Below are 18,640 nucleotides of genomic sequence, written 5' to 3'. Positions count from 1 at the left end.
GTTTTGACGATCAGAGACCGGACCCCCCGAAAGAGCGAGGTGCCGGTTCAACTATGACGACGCGGTTGTTGCGCACTTCGGCGACCGCAAGACCGCGTTCGTTCAGACCGTTCGGCAGCAGGCGGAAGATGCCGCTGGTTCCCTGAAAACCCTGGCGGGTGGTCAGTGCCTGCTTGGTCAAAGCATTGGAATCACCGGCGGCGACGAGGGCGCCGATTGCCGCGATTCCGTCATAGGCAAGGCCGGCCAGCGGATGTGGCGCGTCGCCATAGACACCCTGATAGCGGCTTTCGAAATTTGCCACCATCGACTGGTCGGGCAGTGCAAACAAGCCGCCCTGAACACCTGGAAGGGACAGCGCCTGCGGCAACGCGTTCCAGCGCGTCAGTCCGATATAGCGTGTGTCAGCCGGGTTGATGCCCGCTTCTGGCAAGGACGTTGCGATGATCGGCAGGTCTGCGTTGACACCGGCGGTCAGAAAGACCGCATCGGCACCGGTCGCATTGATGGTTGATGCAATCCGTGGCGTCGCTTCGAGGATGCCTTGCTGGGAGAGCGCATAGCTTTCCACACCGGCAAGTTGGGCACCGCTGCTGCGCACGGCGGTTGCAATCGCATCACGGCCAACCTGCCCACCTTCATCGTTGCCGTGAACGATGGCAAACCGGGTTGTCCCGTTCCGGGCGGCGTGGTTGACCAGTCTGCGCGCGGTATTGTCGAACGTCGCACCCAGCAAAAACACATTACCACCCGCAATCTTTGGGTTGTTCGAGAAGGTCAACACGTTGACGTTGCGGCTTGCGGCCGCAAGACCGGCAGCGTTCGCAGCATCCGCATACAGCGGGCCTAGAATGATTTTCGCACCTTCTTCAAGGGCTTGCGCTGTGATGACTGATGCTTGCGCCGGATCAGACCCCGTGTTGTAAACCCGCAGGTCGATGTCGACACCGTTCAGGTCTGCAATTGCCATGCGCGCGGCGTTTTCAAGATTTGCCGCCAGAAAGCGGTCGGACCCTGCCGTGGATCCGCCTGGCACCAGCAGCGCCACTTGGACGGGTGCATTCGGATCAATCCGCTGACCTGTATTCTGGTTGATCCCGACCGCACCCGGCGCGGCACATGCAGCGACGAATACAATCGTCAAAAGAGTGAAAAGGCGGGCGGCAGCCTTGCGGGCGCGCAACAAATTGGCAAACATGAATAACTCCTCCTGTACGGCAGCTGCGACAGGAGCCCCCTGACAGCCATTCTTGTGGCGCATCATAAAGACCGTGACGGAAGGGTCTAGGCATGAATTTTGAGATCAAGCCACTCTCTGCCGGTTTGTATTTTGTGGCGACACCCATCGGTGCCGCCCGCGATATCACATTGCGCGGTCTGGATATTCTGGCAAGTGCGGACGTGCTTGCAGCGGAAGACACGCGAACAGCGCGCAAACTAATGGAAATCCATGGCGTTCCACTGGGGGAGCGCCGGATCGTCGCGTTTCATGATCACAGCGGCAAAGCCGTTATCCAGAAGTTACTGGAGCACATGAAAGCAGGGCGTTCCGTCGCCTATGTGTCAGAGGCAGGCACCCCTTTGGTCGCTGATCCGGGGTATGAATTGGGCGTTGCTGCTGCGGGCGCTGGGTTCGCGGTGATTGCCGCACCGGGCGCGTCGGCCGTGCTAGCGGCCTTGACCGTTTCGGGGCTTGCCACCGATCGCTTTGCCTTTGTCGGCTTTCTGCCCGCCAGCAAGGCCGCCAGGCAGACGGAAATTGCGCAACTGCGGGATACGCCGTTTACGCTAGTGTTCTTCGAGTCGCCAAAACGCGTTCATGAATTGTTAGCCGATCTCTGCGAAATTCTGGGCGGTACGCGCGAAGCGGCTGTCTGCCGCGAACTGACGAAGAAATTTGAAGAAACGCAGCGTGGATCGCTGGCAGAACTGGTTGCGGCATTTGACGGGCGCAGCGTCAAGGGTGAGATCGTGGTGCTTGTCGGTCGCGCAGGGGCCACGGTGATATCCGATGCAGATGTGGATACGGCCCTTCGAACGGCGCTGGAGACGATGCGGGTGAAAGATGCAGCAACGACAGTGGCCGGTGCCTTTGGCATGCCACGCAAGGATGTGTATCAGCGGGCATTGGGCCTGAAGGATGAAACGTGAGCGGTAAAACCAGCTATCACGCAGGCGTAGCCGCCGAAGATATCGTAGCGAAGGATTATCTGCGCCGCGGTCGCATTATCGCCGAAAGGCGGTGGCGCGGCAAAGGTGGCGAGGTTGACCTGATTGTCCGGGAAGGCGCACGTGTCGTCTTTGTTGAGGTGAAGAAAAGCAGTAGTTTCACGCGGGCCGCGACGCGGCTGTCGCGCAAGCAGATGGATCGGCTTTGTGCGGCTGCAACCGAATTCGTTTCCAACGAGCCCGACGGCCAATTGACGGACATGCGTTTTGATCTGGCAATGGTCGACAGTAGTGGTGCCGTTCGGATCATCGAGAACGCATTCATGGAAGCCTAGACATTACAGGATTGCACCCGCCCACCCGCTGGGCCATGTATCAGAGCGCACCACATAATTGAGCGAGGGCTGTCATGTCGCTTCACGTTGCTTTCCAGATGGATCCTATCGGTCCGATCAATATCGACGCAGACAGCACGTTCCGCATTGCCGAAGAGGCACAGGCACGCGGCCATCGCCTGTTTTATTACACGCCGGACAAGATTGCCTATCGTGAGGGTCGCGTCACGGCGCGGGGGTGGCCGCTGGAAGTGCGCCGCGAAAAGGGCAACCATTTCACCCTTGGCGACGAGACGGAAATGGACCTTGCCGATCTGGACGTCATATGGTTGCGGCAAGACCCGCCGTTTGACATGGGTTATATCACTACGACGCACCTTCTGGATATGGTGCACCCGCAAACGCTTGTCGTGAATGACCCGTTTTGGGTCCGCAACTATCCTGAAAAACTGTTGGTTCTCGCATTTTCTGACCTGACCCCGCCGACGATGATCGCGCGTGATCTCGAAACCCTCAAGGTGTTCCGCAAGGACCATGGAGATGTCATTCTCAAGCCGCTTTATGGCAACGGCGGGGCCGGCGTTTTCAAACTGCAATCAGATGACAGTAACCTTGCTTCGCTGCACGAGGTATTTACCGGCATCAACCGTGAACCGCTGATCATGCAGAAGTTTCTGCCGGATGTAAGCAAGGGCGATAAGCGCATCATCCTTGTCGATGGCGAACCCGTCGGTGCGATCAATCGGGTGCCCGCGGCTGGTGAAACCCGTTCGAACATGCACGTCGGTGGCCGCCCCGAGAAAGTGTCGCTGACTGATCGCGATCGTGAAATCTGTGCCGCGATTGGCCCGCTGCTGAAAGAGAAGGGTCAGGTCTTTGTCGGGATTGACGTGATAGGGGACTGGTTGACCGAGATAAACGTCACATCACCCACCGGCATTCAGGAACTTGAGCGGTTCGACGGCACGAATATCGCGGCCAAGATCTGGGAAGCGATCGAGGCAAAGCGGGCCTAAACCTCTTTCGTGAGCGTCAGCCTGTAGCTGACGGCTTCGGCAACATGTGGCTTGCGCACGTCCGGGGCACCTTCAAGATCCGCAATCGTGCGCGCCACACGCAATACCCGGTGATATCCGCGCGCAGACAAACCGAAGCGTTCGGCCACCTGCGTCAGGAGAGCACGTCCTTCTGTATCTGGTGTGGCGACGTCTTCCAGAATGGCCCCTTGCGCGTCCGCATTTGCCGTCATGCCCGGCCGTTTGGCATAGCGCGTCGTCTGAATGTCACGGGCCATCGCAACCCGTTTCGCAATCTGTTCCGATTTTTCACCGTCAGCTGGCAGATCAAGGTCTGTGAACGCGACCGGCGGCACCTCGACCCGCAGGTCGAACCGGTCCATTAGTGGCCCGGAAATGCGTCCGAGGTAATCCTCTCCGCAGGCTGGCACCCGGGCGCACGCCCGCGCCGGATCGGCAAGATAGCCGCATTTGCAAGGGTTTGCGGCTGCCACCAGCATGAATTTGCAGGGATATTTTACGTGCGCATTCGCGCGGGCGACGACGACTTCGCCGGTTTCGATAGGCTGACGCAAGGTTTCCAGCACCGTCCGCGGAAATTCGGGGAATTCATCCATGAAAAGCACGCCGTTATGCGCCAGTGAGATTTCACCGGGCTTTGCTCCGCGCCCGCCGCCGACGATTGCCGCCATAGATGCCGTGTGATGGGGTTCACGGAACGGGCGCTGTCGGTTGATACCACCTTCGTCGAGCAATCCCGAAAGGGAGTGGATCATCGACGTTTCAAGCGCCTCTGCCGGGGTCAGGTCAGGCAGGATGCCCGGTATCCGAGCCGACAGCATGGATTTGCCTGAACCGGGTGATCCGACAAGAAAAAGGTGGTGCCGCCCCGCCGCCGCGATTTCCAGTGCGCGCTTAGCCCGTTCCTGTCCTTTCACTTCTGACAGATCACGGGTTGCGTCGCGTGCCTGCACCTCACCCGGCTGTGCCGGTTCAAGGATCGCTTGGCCGTTGAAATGTTGTACAGTTTGCGCGAGCGATGCGGGGGCGATCACGGTGACAGCATTCACCCATGCCGCTTCAGCGCCACAGCCCGCTGGACAGATCAGTGTGCGGTCGTCTTCGGCTGCGGCCATTGCAGCGGGCAGGGTACCGATGACAGAGACCAATCCGCCATCGAGCGATAGTTCCCCCAATGCGACGGTCTGTGCCACTGCGTCGCGCGGAATGATTTCAAGTGCAGCCAGCAGGGCCAGCGCGATCGGCAGGTCGAAATGCGATCCTTCTTTCGGCAGGTCCGCTGGTGACATGTTAATCGTAATGCGTTTGGAAGGCAGCGCGATGGCCATGGCGGTCAGGGCCGCACGAACCCGTTCACGGGCTTCGCTGACCGCCTTGTCAGGCAGCCCGACGATACTGAATGCTGGCAGGCCCGGAGAGACAGCGCATTGCACTTCGACCAAGCGTGCGTCGATCCCGTCAAAGGCCACCGTATAGGCGACTGCCACCATGTCTTGTCCCCGTTGTCAGGTGTAAACACCTACGCGGAACGTGGTTTAGGAATTGTTAACGGGCCAGGGTTTGCGTGGCAGACCAAGATCATATGGGAACGGTTCGTGCGTTTCCTTCATTGCGTCTGCCCGCCATACCAGAAATGCAGGATCGGCAAGTTGCGTATCGATGTAGGCCTGCGCCAGCGCAGATCTTGGCAGTTCATATGTCGTCATGCGATGCGTAACAGGTGCGAAAAACGCGTCCGCCAACGTGTATTCACCAAAAAGCCACGGACCCTTTGCCCCGTGACGGGATCGCGCGAGCGCCCAGAGTTCCTCGATCCGCGCCAGATCGGACAGGACGCCTTGTGACGGTGTGAAACCTTCCCAGACTTGGCTGATCATGTTGCTGCATTCTGCGCGCAGCGTCATGAATCCGCTATGCATTTCAGCGACCATCGTTCTGCACAGCCCCCGTGCGACCGGGTCACGCGGATAAAAAGCGATATCCGGATGGAGTTCCACCAACGTTTCGGCCATTGCCATGCTGTCGGGCAGGATTGCGCCATCGGGCGTCACAAGAACAGGCACTGTCCGTGCCGGTGCCAAATGCGCAAGATCGCGGTCCAGCGTCTTTGCGTAGAGTCCAACAAAATGGGTGTTGTAGTCGAGCCCGAACTTTTCGAGCATCAGCCAGCCCCGCAAAGACCAGCTCGAGAATGTCCGGTCACCGATGTAGAGATCATATGTCATAGCGTCGATTTACCGATTTTTGCAGGCGACAGCCAACGCCGATTTGTGCGGTTTGTCATCACGGAACGTGATTGATTACACCCAGCGTCCAATGCCCATCAACAAGGCGCATGTCCGTCGTTGAATAGTTGTCGATCTGGTGGCCCATCGCTGCATAGGCTGACATTGACCCCGCCCTTTGGATCTGCGTCATGATAACACCCATGTGGGCCACAACCACCAAATGGGCGGGGCGGTGGTCTGCGATCAGCGTATCGAGGCGGGTCCCGAAACGGGCGGCCGCATCGTTCCAGCTTTCACCATCCGGCGCGCGCAGATCACCGGGTTCTTCCCAGTACTGACGGGAGAGGATCGGGTCGCGTTCTGAAACCGCATCGAAGGTCAATCCGTCCCAATGCCCGAAGTTCAATTCGCGCAGCGCTGGACATGACGGCAATCGCTTGCGATCACCGCCGATGGCAGTTGCGGTGTCATGCGCGCGTTTGAGATCGGATGAAATCACCAGTGCATCACGTGGCAGATAGGCACTTACCCTTTCGATCTGGGCCGCATCCGAAAGATCGGCCGGCACATCGCGCCAGCCGGTAAAGGCTTTTTCGTGTGTCGGCCCGTGCCGTACCAACCAGACATGGGTCACAAAAGATCGCCTTTCAGCGCGAGGGGGAGGCCGGCCATGACCGTGACAACAGTGTCCGCCTGCGCCGCCAGCATCTGGTTGAGCTTGCCTTGGGCGTTGCGGAACTGGCGTGACAGGGCGTTGTCGGGTACAATACCTTGTCCGACCTCGTTGGATACAACGATGATGGGGCAGGGTGCTGCGGCAAGCGCTGCGCAGAAAGTTGCGGTTTCGATCTCGATCTCGTGATTGTCCAGCAGCACATTTGTCAGCCAAAGTGTGGCACAATCGATCAACACGACCTGCTCTGCTTGCGCGGAAGACAGCGCATTTGCCACGTCGATCGGTGCTTCGATGGTGATCCAGTCCGGCCCGCGCATGTTTCGGTGTGCCGCGATCTTGGCCTTCATTTCGGCGTCGAACGCTTGTGCTGTCGCAACATAAACGCGTGATCGTTCACTGCGTTTGGCCAACGACTCCGCGTAGGCCGATTTTCCGCAGGCCGCGCCGCCTAGTACCAATGTCAGTTTGGGCAAGAAATGCGTCACTTATTTTGATCCATTCTAACTGACGTCCCGTAACAACTGCAATAAAGCGCCAAACAACACGATAAAATCAACTGGGGAATGAACATGGCTTTCGATGGCTTTTCCGATCAGACGCTCTCGCGCACCGCGATGAAGGCTGAACTACTTGATGCAGAAACTGAATTGAAGCTGGCCTATGCATGGCGTGACCAGCGTGACGAGCGCGCACTTCATCGGTTGATTACCGCGTACATGCGACTTGCGATCTCAATGGCTGCGAAGTTTAAGCGCTATGGTGCGCCGATGAACGACCTTATTCAAGAGGCTTCTGTCGGTCTGATGAAGGCCGCGGACAAGTTCGACCCCGACCGTGGCGTGCGCTTTTCGACCTATGCAGTCTGGTGGATCAAGGCGTCCATTCAGGACTACGTGATGCGCAACTGGTCTATGGTTCGTACCGGTTCAACGTCTTCCCAGAAATCCCTGTTCTTCAACATGCGTCGCGTTCAGGCCCGCCTGGAGCGTGAAGCGGCAGCCGAAGGTCGGGTGCTTGAAGGGCATGTGATGCGCCGCCTGATTTCGGAAGAGGTGGGTGTACCACTTCACGATGTAGAAATGATGGAAGGCCGTTTGTCGGGATCCGATTTTTCCCTGAACGCGACCCAATCGTCAGAAGATGAAGGTCGTGAATGGATCGACGCGCTTGAAGATGACGGTATGCAGGCCGCCGAACACGTGGAAAACAACCATGACAATGACACGCTGCGCCAGTGGCTGCTGTCAGCACTGAACGAGTTGAACGAGCGTGAGCGGTTCATCGTACGGGAGCGCAAATTGCGTGACGATCCGCGCACGCTGGAAAGCCTCGGCACGGAGCTTGGCCTGTCAAAAGAGCGTGTTCGCCAGCTTGAGGCGGCTGCTTTCGGAAAAATGCGTAAGACGCTTGAGGCGCAAAGTGGCGAAGTCAAAGCGTTTTTTGCCTGAACCATCCCCCCTTCCCCCTCAGAGCGCGTCCGGCTAACGTCGGGCGCGTATCTCTTTTTTGGGGAAGCATGATGCTTGCTGGCAAACATATCCTACTGATCATTGGCGGCGGTATCGCGGCATTCAAGTCGCTTGACCTGATCCGCCGGCTGCGTGAACGCGGCGCGAAAGTGACCCCGGTGCTAACAAAGGCCGGGGCCGAATTCGTAACACCCTTGTCTGTTTCCGGGCTGGCGGCGCAGAAGGTTTATCAGGATCTTTTCGATCTGACTGATGAGGCCGAGATGGGCCATATCGAACTGTCCCGCGCCGCTGACCTGATCGTCGTCGCGCCCGCCACGGCTGATCTGATGGCGAAAATGGCAAGCGGTTTGGCCAATGATCTTGCGTCCACCCTGCTTTTGGCAACGGACAAGCGCGTTCTGATTGCCCCCAGCATGAATGTGCGCATGTGGGAACATCCGGCCACGCAGCGCAATTTGGCGACATTGCAGCGGGACGGAGTGCTGTCAGTCGGGCCAGACGAAGGCGACATGGCTTGCGGCGAGTATGGCCCAGGTCGCATGGCTGAACCGCTGGAAATCGTCGCGGCTGTCGATGCGGCATTGGCTGATGGTCCGTTGAAGGGAAAGCACGTGCTGGTCACATCCGGCCCGACGCATGAACCGATTGACCCCGTGCGATACATCGCGAACCGGTCTTCCGGCGCGCAAGGTACGGCGATTGCCAAGGCGCTTGTTGCGCGCGGGGCGCACGTGACGTTCGTCACAGGCCCTGCTGACGTGCCGCCACCACATGGCGTAGACGTTGTCAGTATTCAGACGGCGCAGGAAATGCTGACTGCGGTGCAGGCTGCCTTGCCAGCGGATGCGGCGGTTTTTGCTGCTGCTGTTGCAGACTGGCGCGTTGAAAGTGCATCGGACAGCAAGATTAAGAAATCCGGTAAAAAGCTTCCGACAATCGCTTTCGCGGAAAACCCCGACATTCTGGCGACTGTCTCTCAGTTGAAGACAGGGCGACCGGCCCTTGTTGTCGGCTTTGCCGCGGAAACCGATGATGTGATCGCTCACGCCACTGCCAAGCGAGAGCGCAAGGGGTGTGACTGGATTCTGGCCAATGATGTTTCTCCTGAGACTGGCATTATGGGTGGTGCGGAAAACGCAGTGACGCTGATTTCTGCCGATAAGGCAGAGCCATGGCCGCGCATGGGTAAGGATGCAGTTGCCGCGCGTCTTGCCGATCTGATCGCTGAAACGCTTGCGACATCTGCGAAAGGGCGTGCCGCGACATGAGTTGCACCGTTAATGTCATGTGGGACGACTCTGCTGACAAGGAATTGCCACTGCCAACCTATCAGACTGCTGGTGCCGCAGGCGCGGATGTCTGTGCGAACTTTCCCAAAGCGGATCGCGGTGGGATGGTGCTGGAACCCGGTCAGCGCGCGCTGATTCCGACGGGCCTGCGGTTGGCGGTCCCGGCAGGGAGCGAGGTACAGATCCGGCCACGTTCCGGTTTGGCCCTGCGCCACGGCATTTCCATGGTCAATGCGCCGGGTACGATTGACAGTGATTATCGCGGAACGGTCGGTGTTATTCTCGTCAACCTCGGGCAGGAGGCATTCCACATAGGGCATGGCGAACGGATCGCACAGATGGTTGTGGCACCGGTGATCCAAGCTGATTTCCAACTGGTCAATGCGCTGGACAAGACTGCGCGCGGTGCAGGTGGCTTTGGTTCGACGGGTGTCGACACATGATCATGGTTGGAACCATGGTTGCGGTTATCTGGCTGACCGGCGTTGTCATGAAGACACCGCGATCGGCACGTTGGACAATGATCCTGCTGCTGCTTGTCTGCGTGATGGCGTTGCAGATCGCACTGCCACAAGGCCATCCGCTCCGCGAGGCGACGGGCGGCGATGCGCGCCTTTGGGCGCTGGTAATTGCCTTTGGCCTTGGGATTTGGGGCTACAGCATCCTGTTGGGGCGTTTGAAAGCACGGGTGCAACAACCCGAGGCGTTTCCGTCACCGGCACCTGTGGGCAAGTTTTCCGAAACCGAGCTGAACCGATATGCCCGCCATATGATGCTACGTGAAGTCGGCGGGCCGGGCCAGAAGGCTTTGCGCGATGCGAAGGTGCTTGTGATTGGGGCAGGGGGTCTTGGTGCCGCGGCTTTGCAGTATCTTGCGGCGGCGGGGGTCGGCACGATTGGAGTTATTGACGACGATATCGTGGAAAACACGAACCTGCAGCGTCAGGTCATTCACAAGGACGCAAGCATCGGACTGCCCAAGGTGCATTCAGCAGCCGAAGCCATGCAGGCACAGAATCCATTCGTCACTGTGAAACCCTATCATCGCCGCCTTGATGAAACAATCGCCGAAGCTCTTTTCAGCGAATACGATCTTGTCCTTGATGGCACGGACAATTTTCCGACCCGTTATCTGGCCAATGCCGCCTGTGTGCGTACAGGACGACCGCTGATTGCTGGCGCGCTGACGCAATGGGAAGGGCAGATCAGCATCTATGATCCGTCGGCAGGCACCCCCTGTTATGCCTGCATCTTTCCAAAAGCTCCGGAACCGCATCTGGTGCCGACTTGTGCAGAGGCTGGAGTTATCGGACCTTTGCCCGGCGTGATCGGCGCGATGATGGCTTTGGAGGCGTTGAAGGTGATTACCGCCGCTGGCGAGACGCTGCGCGGGCGGATGCTGATTTACGACGCACTTTTCGCCGAAACGCGGATCATCGCGGCCAAACCGCGTGCAGATTGTAGCGTTTGCAAAGGCAAAGGCTTGCAAGCGGGCTGAAGCGGGGCATACTTCGCGACAGGATCATTTATGCCTTTGGGGGACAACACGATGAGAACTTTGATGATGTGCGCCGTTGCGACGGTAATCGGCACAGCCGCAACTGCAGACGGCCACCTGCCCGACTTGGGCGGGCAGGAAGTGGTCGTCGTGACCGAGAACGCATACCCGCCGCTGCAGTTCATGGACAATGACGGCAATGCCGTCGGTTGGGAATATGACGCGATGGCCGAAATCGCAGAGCGTCTGAATATCACCGTGACCTATGAGAACATCTCTTGGGACGCGATGATCCCGGCGGTGTCCGAAGGTCAATTCGATATGGGTATGACGGGGATTACCATTCGCGACGACCGTGCGGAAGTTGTCGACTTTTCCGACAGTTACATGACATCTGAAATGGTCATGATGGTGCGTGGTGACGAGGATCGTTTTACGGATGCCGCAAGTTTCGCAGCCGATGAAGACCTGCTGATGGCCGCCCAACCGGGCACGACCCCGTTCTATGTTGGCGTCTATGACGTGCTTGATGGCGATGAGGCCAATCCACGCATCAAGTTGATGGAAACATTCGGCGCGACCGTGCAGGCGCTGCGCGCTGGCGATGTCGACCTTGTTCTGACAGATGGCACTGCCGGAAACGGATATGTCGAAGCATCTGACGGCGGTTTGAAGATCATCGGCGAAAAGCTGGGTACTGAAGATTTCGGGTTCATCTTCCCGAAGGGCTCTGAACTTGTCGCACCGATGAATGCCGCAATCGCCGACATGCAGGCCGATGGTACGATTGATGCGCTTAACACCAAGTGGTTCCTTGAATACAAGCTTGGCGAATAGCGCGGGGCCGGTGATCTGAGCGGCATCGCACGCGATGCTTCCGACCTCGCCTGACGACAAGGATTTCCCTTGGTGGCTGCTGATCGTGGCCGCCATCGGCATTTATCTGTTCGCGCAGGTGCTGACCGACGACACCTATACGCAGGTTCTTGTAACGTTGATGAAAGGGCTGCGGATCACGGTGTTCGTAGCCCTTGTATCCTACATTCTGGCCTGTGCATTGGGGCTGGTGCTGGCGCTGATGGCGACGTCGCAATGGCTGATCTGGCGGCAGATTGCGCGGTTGTACGTCGAAGTTATGCGCGGAATCCCGATCATCGTGCTGTTGCTTTATGTTGCCTTTGTCCTTGCCCCGGCACTTGTCGCGTTGATCGGTTGGGTGCAAGAAGCGCTGGGATTCGAGGCGATGCGGACCCGCGATTTTTCGTTGCTTTGGCGGGCGGTGATCGCGCTGACACTGGCATATGCATCATTTCTGGCAGAGGTGTTTCGCGCCGGCCTGCAATCAGTCGATCACGGGCAAATCGAAGCCGCCGAGGCGCTGGGCCTGAACAAGTGGCAGCGGCTGCGCCATATCGTTCTGCCACAGGCCTTGCGGACGGTGCTGCCACCGCTTGGCAATGATTTCGTGGCGATGGTCAAGGATTCCTCACTCGTCTCGGTTCTGGGCGTTACGGACATCACCCAGCTTGGCAAGGTGACGGCCGCCGGGAATTTTCGCTATTTCGAAACCTATAACATCGTTGCCCTGCTTTATCTGACGATGACGATCGGCTTGTCGATTCTGTTGCGCAATTTCGAAAGGCGAATGCGCCAGCGGTAGGCGATTTTTGAGTATTTTTGGCAAGATGATACAGGCACGCTGGCACTTAGGACCTGACCGCCCTACCTATGGTTCAAAGGAGATCGCCACATGACAAATCCGCTTTTGACCGAATGGGACACGCCTTTCGGACTTCCACCTTTTGACCGCATTTCCGATGATGACTGGTCACCTGCGGTTGATGAGGCGCTGGGGCGTGGACGTGCGGCGATTGATGCGATTTCTGGGTCCGCAGAGCCGCCGACATTCGCGAATACCATCGAGGCGCTGGAGATGTCCGAGGACGATCTGAACCGTATTCTTGGTGCGTTTTATGGAGTCGCGGGCGCGGATAGCAACGACAAGCGCGAAGCGCTGCAGCGCGAATTTGCACCAAAGTTGAGCGCATATGGATCGGAAACAATCGAGAACAAGGCCCTGTTTGCGCGCATCGAAACCCTGTGGGCGGAGCGCGACGCACTCGATCTCACGGATGAGCAGATGCGGGTGCTGATGTTGACGCGGCGCAGCTTTGTGCGGGCGGGTGCGCAGCTGGAAGGGGACGCGGCGAAGCGTTTGCGCGACGTGAAATCGCGGCTGTCGGTGCTGGGCACGGAATTTACGCAGAACCTGCTGGCGGACGAGCGGGAATGGGCAATGCCGTTGAGTGACGAAGATCTGGACGGATTACCAGATTTCGTTATCGCGACTGCCCGTGCTGCCGGTGGCGGTTCGCCTGTTGTGACGCTCTCGCGCTCTTTGATCGTGCCATTCCTGCAGTTTTCGCCGCGGCGTGACCTGCGCAAGACGGCCTACGAGGCCTGGGTCGCACGCGGCCAGAACGGGGGCGAGACGGACAATCGCGCAATTGCTGCCGAAACGCTCCGCCTGCGCGAAGATCGCGCCCGGCTTCTGGGATATGCGAATTTTGCTGATTTCAAACTGGAAACCGAGATGGCCGGGACGCCGGAAGCGGTGCGCGAGCTGCTGATGCAGGTCTGGACACCGGCCAAAGCGCAGGCGCAATCCGACGCGAAGGCGTTGGAGCGCATGTTACACGCTGACGGGTTTGATGGGCCGCTGGAACCCTGGGACTGGCGTTACTATTCCGACATTCGCCGCAAGCAGGAACACGATCTGAACGAAGCGGAATTGAAACCCTATTTGCAGCTGGAAAAGATGATCGAGGCTGCGTTCGCCTGTGCAAATCGCCTGTTTGGTTTGTCTTTCGCGCCAATTGACGGACCGGTCTACCACGACGATGTCAAGCTGTGGGAGGTCACGCGCAACGGCGAGCATATCGCTGTTTTCATGGGCGATTACTTTGCACGCCCCTCCAAGCGCTCCGGTGCCTGGTGCATGGCGATGCGCAGCCAGCAGCGCTTGCAAGGCGATGTGCGCCCGCATGTCGTCAACGTCTGCAATTTTGCCAAGCCTGAAGCAGGAAAGCCTGCTTTGCTGTCATATGATGATGCGCGCACACTGTTTCACGAGTTTGGCCATGCCCTGCACCAGATGCTGTCTGATGTGACCTATGAAAGCATTAGTGGCACGTCCGTGGCCCGTGATTTCGTTGAACTGCCCAGCCAGCTTTATGAACACTGGCTGGAAGTCCCCGAAGTGCTGTCTGAGTTTGCGACCCATGCCGAAACAGGTGAGCCGATGCCACGTGCGTTGCTGGACAAGGTGCTGGCTGCAAACACGTATGATATGGGCTTCCAGACGGTCGAGTATGTCGCCTCAGCCCTTGTCGATCTGGAATTTCACGATGGTCCGCCCCCCGCCGATCCGATGCAGAAACAGGCCGAGGTGCTTGAATCGATCGGGATGCCGCATGCCATCCGCATGCGTCACGCGACACCGCATTTTGCCCATGTCTTTGCGGGCGACGGGTATTCGAGCGGTTATTACAGTTACATGTGGTCAGAAGTTATGGATGCTGACGCCTTCGAGGCATTTGAGGAAGCCGGCGATCCATTCGATCCCGATCTTGCGAAGAGGTTGGAAGAGACAGTGCTGTCATCCGGTGGGTCTGTAGATGCGGCAGAGCTTTACACTGCGTTTCGGGGGCGGTTGCCGGGCGTTGAAGCTTTGCTGAAAGGCCGCGGACTGGCGGCTTGATCCGGGCGCAAAGGGTCGGATGGTCTTTGTCCAAAGTTGCGGATGCTGCGTCTGTAGATGGGTTTTGTGCGTCTGCCGCGGACATATGGCATCTGACATGTCGAGAAATACTGCGATTCTGACCGGTTGTTACTTTGCGTTGCGCGGCGACGGATCGCACCCGATAGTAAGGCATGTCCAAGTTCGCAGATCATGACGCATATATCGCTGCAGCCTCTGAGACGCTGCGGCCACTGCTTTTGCAGTTGCGCGCGCAACTTGCGCGGGCACTTTCTGACGCTGAAGAGATCATCGCGTATGATTTGCCCGGGTTTGGATTTGGGAAGTCGATCATTGCTGGCTACGCGGCGTTTACCCAGCAGCGCGGTCTTTACGTAAGCAAGGGTGCAATCTCTGCCCACGCAGAAGATATTGCCGCTGCCGGTCTCAAATCGACGAAGACTGGTGTCACATTCTCGCCGCGAAAGCCGATCCCTGATGAATTGGTTGCAAAGCTGGCGCTTGCGTCGCGAAAAGAGCTGGGATTGTGAGCGACAAGGTTCGTGGCTGTTCAATCAAAGGAAAGCGCGATCCGAAAGCTGCAATTTGGCAGCGGAGGCGGATATCGCAGAAGTGCCTGTCCTAAGTCAGTCCCGCAGCTCTTCGGGCAATACGCCCCAGAGCACGTGCTTGGGGGCCCAGCCTTTGTAACCGCCGGCGTTCAGGTAGCACCAGTCACGTTCGCATTCGTTCAGCCGCGCAATCACGCCGACCTCAAGCCGTGCATTTTCCATCGCGTCCGGTTTCGGCCTTGTGCGCAGGGGCAGCATGTCTTCGTCGACGATGACGGTACGTGCACCCGAGAGCATCGTGTAGTGCACCCAGCCGCCCAGGCCTTCACGGTCGATCACCCGCCGCCAGTGCCCGTATTCCGCGACCACCTGTAGGGGCATGCCGCGCCGTTGGAACACCCAGTCGATCCGGTGGGACAGGGATGGCCCACGTCGCACATTCGCCTCTGCAGCTTTCAACGAAACAAAGCGGGGCAGGGGCAGGTTCGTCTCGGGTCCGAAGTCAGGTGCCGCAACAGGTGCGTTGGCGGCTTGCGTCACGTCTTGCGCGTTGATCGGCGCAGCCAGACCCATCAGGGTCAAAACACCACACATCGCCGCAACCGTCCGAAAATTCATCCGAAATACCTGCCTATATTTCACTGCTTATGCGCATGGGTTCTTGTGCCCTGCGTCGCTTGTTGGCAACCTGACACCATACGCTTCATTTGAAAAGCGGTCGGGAGGGTGAAATGCCGGGTAAGAAGCTGAGTGTTGTTGTCACGCGACGGTTACCGGATATCGTTGAGACACGCATGTCTGAACTTTTCAATGTGCGCCTGCGCGAAGATGACACACCGATGACCCGCGAAGAACTGATCGGTGCTGTCGCGGATGCGGACATCCTCGTGCCCTCTATCACCGACCAGATTGATGCGGGTTTGATTGGTCGTGCCAGTGAACGGCTGAAACTGATCGCGAATTACGGGGCGGGTGTCGACAATATCGATGTCGCGACCGCCCGACAGCGGGGCATTCTTGTGTCCAACACACCCGGTGTCACAACAGAAGACACAGCCGATATGACGATGGCGCTGATCCTTGGTGTCACACGGCGGGTGCCGGAAGGGATGCGTCTGGCCCAATCCGGCGAATGGTCAGGTTGGTCACCAACGGCTATGCTGGGTGGCCGGTTGCGGGGTCGTCGGCTTGGAATTCTTGGCATGGGGCGCATCGGGCAGGCGGTGGCAAAGCGGGCCGCAGCCTTTGGATTGCAGGTGCATTATCACAACCGCAAACGCCTGCGCCCGGAAATCGAGGACGCGCTGGAAGCGACCTATTGGGAGAGTCTCGACCAGATGGTTGCCCGGATGGATATCATTTCGATCAACTGTCCGCATACACCATCAACCTTTCATCTGATGAACGCGCGGCGGTTGAAACTGATGAAGCCGGACGCCGTGATCGTGAACACGTCTCGTGGTGAGGTAATCGACGAAAATGCGATGACACGGATGCTGAGGGCAGGTGAAATTGCGGGTGCCGGGTTGGATGTTTTTGAGCGCGGGCATGAGATTAATCCGCGACTTCAGGCCCTACCGAACGCGATTCTCTTGCCGCATATGGGGTCGGCAACTGTCGAAGGACGCATCGAAATGGGCGAGAAGGTCATCATCAATATCAAGACCTTCGCCGATGGTCACAGGCCGCCAGATCTGGTGGTGCCCGCCGCGCTTTGACAAATTGGAAACACCGAAGGGCCCGTTGCAACGCAGCGGGCTTTATCATTTCAATACAGGGGTTTGACTAGCGTGGTCCTTCCGGGAACGACGCATAGTTCATCGCGGAAAACCGCAGGATGTCATTGTCTGCGCGGCCTGTCACAGGTTGCGGGTTGGCACATGCTGCCAGTCCCACCAGTGCAGCCACCGCAAGAAGGGTGGTGCGTTTCATGTCTGCTCTCCAATTGTCCACATCTACGTGTGGTGATGCCAATATAGGGTTAAGCGCAGGGAAATGCTTGTATTTTATTTGAATGCGCCAATTCCGCGTTGCAATTTTGCCCAAAATCCAGCGACGCCTGCCCTTCACCCCAATATCGTCATGTTTTCGCCCACTGTGCTTGGCACGACAGGCGCAAAGAAGCAGTGACTTGAACCTGTTTGGCGCATGAGGTGTGGCTGACGGCGTTCAGATATCGCTATCGGCAACGCTACAGAGGCAACAGATGCGTATTATCCTTCCCGTCATTTTCGTCCTTTTTGCAATTTGTGGTGTTTTCGGACTCGTCCTGTTCAATGCGTCGCAAAATGGAAGTGGCAAATCCGGCGGCGACAACGCTTTGTCGATTGCATTACAGTTGTTCAGCGAGGATTTTGTCGCACGGAACGTCCCTGAGCAACCTGTTGGAGAGCTGGTCGCCTTTCTGCCTGAAGCCCCAGCGGGCTGGACGCGCGAGGGGTACGTCACCGCCCATGGCGAGTTGATCACCGAGTCCGTCTATCAGCGCAGCGCGGTCGTGATCAGCAGCACCAATACCCTGTTGAGTTCACTGGAGCGGGCCAGCCGCGACACCAATGGCGCTGCCGTCACATACACGAATGGTATGGAGTGGATCGTGGTCGCCTTATCCGCACGGTCCGAGCGTGACATGCGCTCGCTTCAAGGCAGCATCATGACGGCGATCAGCGGGAACCTTGCAGCAAGTACCGGTTTCAATTCGAACGAATTCGCATCGTTGCATGGCGTCAGGTTCAAACAGGGCGGTGCCTATTCGCGTGTGATGGCGACCAACGTCAATGTACCCATCAATTACCGCGATTTCACCGCTTCCATGGGTGGCCAACTGGCCATCAGCATCGTGACCAACGCAAGTGACGCATCCGTTGCGACAATCATGCGCGGCATCGACATTCCCGGTTTGAATGCACAACTTCTTACACCTGACCTGAGCGTGACCCCTGGCACAGGTCTTATCACACGCGAGCGGGGCGTGCTTTCAACTGTCCCACCCGAGCCATCCCTGCCATACAAGGCGTTCAACCGCCTGCGCAGTGGCGTAGAAGGTTTGAAAGAAGACGACGTGCGCTTGCTACAAGCCATGGCCGATCAGAAGATCAGCGGCTGGGTTGACGTCTACGATACGTATGGCCTGAACCATCGCCTGTCGGACGCGGTTGTCGAGGTGCTTGGAGAAGAGCCTGAACTGCCGGCCAACCTTCTTGTGAAATACGAAGCCGGGGCCATGTTGCAGAATGCGGCGCAGTTTACCGCGTATGAACGGCGCATTCTTGAAAACCTTGCAACGGGGCGCGTTGAAACCCAAGGGGCCGCACAGCGCAGTCTTGAGAGCGGTCGCCTGTACGCCCCACCCATCATGCGCCTGATTGCAAAGCTGCCAGTGGAGGAAGAAACCACATCTGCCGACGGAACCACCGAAGTGCGCCAGGAACTGGTTGTCCGCCGTGGTGTCGAAGTGCAGCAGGGCTCGCCTTTGGTCGGTGAATGTACAATCGAATTCGGCGTACGTCGCTGCGTCATCGAAGACGTGACCCAATAGGTCAAAGGTCGGTTTCCGATCAAGGAAGGTCGGCTGGTTCAGCCGACCAATCCCGCATTGGGCATAAGTGATCGCAACACTTCTGCT

20 protein-coding genes are annotated in these 18,640 nt (G+C 58.1%); 13 read left to right on the top strand and 7 right to left on the bottom strand.

The window, feature by feature from the left end:
• Positions 1–10: 10 nt before the first annotated feature.
• Positions 11–1,198 (bottom strand): penicillin-binding protein activator, encoded by a 1,188-nt coding sequence (locus tag BMY44_RS09840; RefSeq protein ID WP_089993366.1) that lies wholly within the window; start codon positions 1,196–1,198, stop codon positions 11–13.
• A 92-nt stretch (positions 1,199–1,290) separates the two neighbouring features.
• Between BMY44_RS09840 and rsmI the strand changes: the two genes are divergently transcribed.
• The 3 genes from rsmI to gshB all read left to right on the top strand — a co-directional run bounded on the left by rsmI (position 1,291) and on the right by gshB (position 3,520).
• Positions 1,291–2,151 (top strand): 16S rRNA (cytidine(1402)-2'-O)-methyltransferase, encoded by an 861-nt coding sequence (gene rsmI, locus BMY44_RS09835; protein WP_089993364.1) that lies wholly within the window; start codon positions 1,291–1,293, stop codon positions 2,149–2,151.
• Complete coding sequence (locus BMY44_RS09830) at positions 2,148–2,504, top strand: YraN family protein (RefSeq protein WP_089993361.1); 357 nt, start codon at positions 2,148–2,150, stop codon at positions 2,502–2,504. The genes rsmI and BMY44_RS09830 overlap by 4 nt, the downstream gene beginning before the upstream one ends.
• A 74-nt stretch (positions 2,505–2,578) precedes the next feature.
• Complete coding sequence (gene gshB, locus BMY44_RS09825) at positions 2,579–3,520, top strand: glutathione synthase (protein WP_089993359.1); 942 nt, start codon at positions 2,579–2,581, stop codon at positions 3,518–3,520.
• Here gshB and BMY44_RS09820 read toward each other — a convergent pair.
• Genes BMY44_RS09820 through cobU form a run of 4 tightly spaced genes read right to left on the bottom strand, consistent with a single transcriptional unit; the run spans position 3,517 to position 6,930 of the window.
• Positions 3,517–5,031, bottom strand: a complete 1,515-nt coding sequence (locus BMY44_RS09820) for a YifB family Mg chelatase-like AAA ATPase (RefSeq protein ID WP_089993357.1) — start codon at positions 5,029–5,031, stop codon at positions 3,517–3,519. The two genes, gshB and BMY44_RS09820, sit on opposite strands and share 4 nt — an antisense overlap.
• Before the next feature lie 45 nt (positions 5,032–5,076).
• Complete coding sequence (locus BMY44_RS09815; RefSeq protein WP_089993354.1) at positions 5,077–5,766, bottom strand: glutathione S-transferase; 690 nt, start codon at positions 5,764–5,766, stop codon at positions 5,077–5,079.
• A gap of 58 nt (positions 5,767–5,824) precedes the next feature.
• Positions 5,825–6,403 (bottom strand): histidine phosphatase family protein, encoded by a 579-nt coding sequence (locus BMY44_RS09810; protein ID WP_089993352.1) that lies wholly within the window; start codon positions 6,401–6,403, stop codon positions 5,825–5,827.
• Positions 6,400–6,930, bottom strand: a complete 531-nt coding sequence (gene cobU / locus BMY44_RS09805; RefSeq protein WP_089993350.1) for a bifunctional adenosylcobinamide kinase/adenosylcobinamide-phosphate guanylyltransferase — start codon at positions 6,928–6,930, stop codon at positions 6,400–6,402. Before cobU ends, BMY44_RS09810 begins: the two co-directional genes overlap by 4 nt.
• A gap of 84 nt (positions 6,931–7,014) precedes the next feature.
• Between cobU and BMY44_RS09800 the strand changes: the two genes are divergently transcribed.
• The 8 genes from BMY44_RS09800 (at position 7,015) to BMY44_RS09765 (ending at position 14,994) form a co-directional block, all read left to right on the top strand.
• The gene (locus tag BMY44_RS09800; protein ID WP_089994790.1) at positions 7,015–7,893 is read left to right on the top strand and encodes an RNA polymerase factor sigma-32; all 879 of its coding nucleotides are present in this window, start codon (positions 7,015–7,017) and stop codon (positions 7,891–7,893) included.
• A gap of 71 nt (positions 7,894–7,964) precedes the next feature.
• Positions 7,965–9,185 carry a bifunctional phosphopantothenoylcysteine decarboxylase/phosphopantothenate--cysteine ligase CoaBC gene (gene coaBC, locus BMY44_RS09795; protein WP_089994788.1) on the top strand — a complete coding sequence of 407 codons (1,221 nt, stop codon included), beginning with the start codon at positions 7,965–7,967 and terminating at the stop codon, positions 9,183–9,185.
• On the top strand, positions 9,182–9,649 hold the full coding sequence (gene dut / locus BMY44_RS09790; protein WP_089993347.1) for a dUTP diphosphatase: 468 nt from the start codon (positions 9,182–9,184) through the stop codon (positions 9,647–9,649). The genes coaBC and dut overlap by 4 nt, the downstream gene beginning before the upstream one ends.
• Positions 9,646–10,704, top strand: a complete 1,059-nt coding sequence (locus tag BMY44_RS09785; protein ID WP_089993344.1) for a HesA/MoeB/ThiF family protein — start codon at positions 9,646–9,648, stop codon at positions 10,702–10,704. The genes dut and BMY44_RS09785 overlap by 4 nt, the downstream gene beginning before the upstream one ends.
• A gap of 63 nt (positions 10,705–10,767) precedes the next feature.
• The gene (locus BMY44_RS09780; protein ID WP_242650551.1) at positions 10,768–11,541 is read left to right on the top strand and encodes a transporter substrate-binding domain-containing protein; all 774 of its coding nucleotides are present in this window, start codon (positions 10,768–10,770) and stop codon (positions 11,539–11,541) included.
• 34 nt (positions 11,542–11,575) lie between these two features.
• Positions 11,576–12,364, top strand: coding sequence for an amino acid ABC transporter permease (locus BMY44_RS09775; protein WP_089993339.1), 789 nt, complete (start codon positions 11,576–11,578; stop codon positions 12,362–12,364).
• A 90-nt stretch (positions 12,365–12,454) separates the two neighbouring features.
• Positions 12,455–14,464, top strand: a complete 2,010-nt coding sequence (locus tag BMY44_RS09770) for a M3 family metallopeptidase (protein ID WP_089993337.1) — start codon at positions 12,455–12,457, stop codon at positions 14,462–14,464.
• A gap of 173 nt (positions 14,465–14,637) precedes the next feature.
• Positions 14,638–14,994, top strand: coding sequence for an iron chaperone (locus tag BMY44_RS09765; protein WP_089993335.1), 357 nt, complete (start codon positions 14,638–14,640; stop codon positions 14,992–14,994).
• A 96-nt stretch (positions 14,995–15,090) separates the two neighbouring features.
• Here the strand turns inward: BMY44_RS09765 and BMY44_RS09760 are convergent, their stop codons facing one another.
• Positions 15,091–15,588, bottom strand: a complete 498-nt coding sequence (locus BMY44_RS09760) for an SH3 domain-containing protein (RefSeq protein ID WP_207510537.1) — start codon at positions 15,586–15,588, stop codon at positions 15,091–15,093.
• Positions 15,589–15,746: 158 nt separating this feature from the next.
• On the opposite strand from BMY44_RS09760, the gene BMY44_RS09755 reads away from it, so the two are divergent.
• The gene (locus BMY44_RS09755) at positions 15,747–16,733 is read left to right on the top strand and encodes a 2-hydroxyacid dehydrogenase (RefSeq protein WP_089993333.1); all 987 of its coding nucleotides are present in this window, start codon (positions 15,747–15,749) and stop codon (positions 16,731–16,733) included.
• Positions 16,734–16,800: 67 nt separating this feature from the next.
• Here the strand turns inward: BMY44_RS09755 and BMY44_RS18195 are convergent, their stop codons facing one another.
• Entirely contained in the window at positions 16,801–16,947 is a 147-nt protein-coding gene (locus BMY44_RS18195) for a hypothetical protein (RefSeq protein ID WP_165611812.1), read from the bottom strand.
• 274 nt (positions 16,948–17,221) lie between these two features.
• Between BMY44_RS18195 and BMY44_RS09750 the strand changes: the two genes are divergently transcribed.
• Positions 17,222–18,553: a hypothetical protein gene (locus BMY44_RS09750; protein ID WP_089993330.1), complete on the top strand. Its 1,332-nt coding sequence runs from the start codon at positions 17,222–17,224 to the stop codon at positions 18,551–18,553.
• The last annotated feature ends 87 nt before the right edge of the window (positions 18,554–18,640 follow it).

Origin of the sequence: Cognatiyoonia koreensis, assembly GCF_900109295.1 — a bacterium.
GTDB classification, from domain to species: domain Bacteria; phylum Pseudomonadota; class Alphaproteobacteria; order Rhodobacterales; family Rhodobacteraceae; genus Cognatiyoonia; species Cognatiyoonia koreensis.
The sequence above is the reverse complement of the archived record's forward strand: the minus strand, read 5'-3'. Positions and strand labels throughout refer to the sequence as shown.

What these genes read in the sequence shown, in the direction of transcription:
- BMY44_RS09840 (WP_089993366.1), bottom strand. Translation starts at nt 1,198, where the DNA reads ATGTTTGCCAATTTGTTGCGCGCCCGCAAGGCTGCCGCCCGCCTTTTC.
- rsmI (WP_089993364.1), top strand. Translation starts at nt 1,291, where the DNA reads ATGAATTTTGAGATCAAGCCACTCTCTGCCGGTTTGTATTTTGTGGCG.
- gshB (WP_089993359.1), top strand. Translation starts at nt 2,579, where the DNA reads ATGTCGCTTCACGTTGCTTTCCAGATGGATCCTATCGGTCCGATCAAT.
- BMY44_RS09820 (WP_089993357.1), bottom strand. Translation starts at nt 5,031, where the DNA reads ATGGTGGCAGTCGCCTATACGGTGGCCTTTGACGGGATCGACGCACGC.
- BMY44_RS09815 (WP_089993354.1), bottom strand. Translation starts at nt 5,766, where the DNA reads ATGACATATGATCTCTACATCGGTGACCGGACATTCTCGAGCTGGTCT.
- BMY44_RS09800 (WP_089994790.1), top strand. Translation starts at nt 7,015, where the DNA reads ATGGCTTTCGATGGCTTTTCCGATCAGACGCTCTCGCGCACCGCGATG.
- coaBC (WP_089994788.1), top strand. Translation starts at nt 7,965, where the DNA reads ATGCTTGCTGGCAAACATATCCTACTGATCATTGGCGGCGGTATCGCG.
- dut (WP_089993347.1), top strand. Translation starts at nt 9,182, where the DNA reads ATGAGTTGCACCGTTAATGTCATGTGGGACGACTCTGCTGACAAGGAA.
- BMY44_RS09785 (WP_089993344.1), top strand. Translation starts at nt 9,646, where the DNA reads ATGATCATGGTTGGAACCATGGTTGCGGTTATCTGGCTGACCGGCGTT.
- BMY44_RS09780 (WP_242650551.1), top strand. Translation starts at nt 10,768, where the DNA reads ATGATGTGCGCCGTTGCGACGGTAATCGGCACAGCCGCAACTGCAGAC.
- BMY44_RS09775 (WP_089993339.1), top strand. Translation starts at nt 11,576, where the DNA reads ATGCTTCCGACCTCGCCTGACGACAAGGATTTCCCTTGGTGGCTGCTG.
- BMY44_RS09770 (WP_089993337.1), top strand. Translation starts at nt 12,455, where the DNA reads ATGACAAATCCGCTTTTGACCGAATGGGACACGCCTTTCGGACTTCCA.
- BMY44_RS09765 (WP_089993335.1), top strand. Translation starts at nt 14,638, where the DNA reads ATGTCCAAGTTCGCAGATCATGACGCATATATCGCTGCAGCCTCTGAG.
- BMY44_RS09760 (WP_207510537.1), bottom strand. Translation starts at nt 15,588, where the DNA reads ATGGGTCTGGCTGCGCCGATCAACGCGCAAGACGTGACGCAAGCCGCC.
- BMY44_RS09755 (WP_089993333.1), top strand. Translation starts at nt 15,747, where the DNA reads ATGCCGGGTAAGAAGCTGAGTGTTGTTGTCACGCGACGGTTACCGGAT.
- BMY44_RS18195 (WP_165611812.1), bottom strand. Translation starts at nt 16,947, where the DNA reads ATGAAACGCACCACCCTTCTTGCGGTGGCTGCACTGGTGGGACTGGCA.
- BMY44_RS09750 (WP_089993330.1), top strand. Translation starts at nt 17,222, where the DNA reads ATGCGTATTATCCTTCCCGTCATTTTCGTCCTTTTTGCAATTTGTGGT.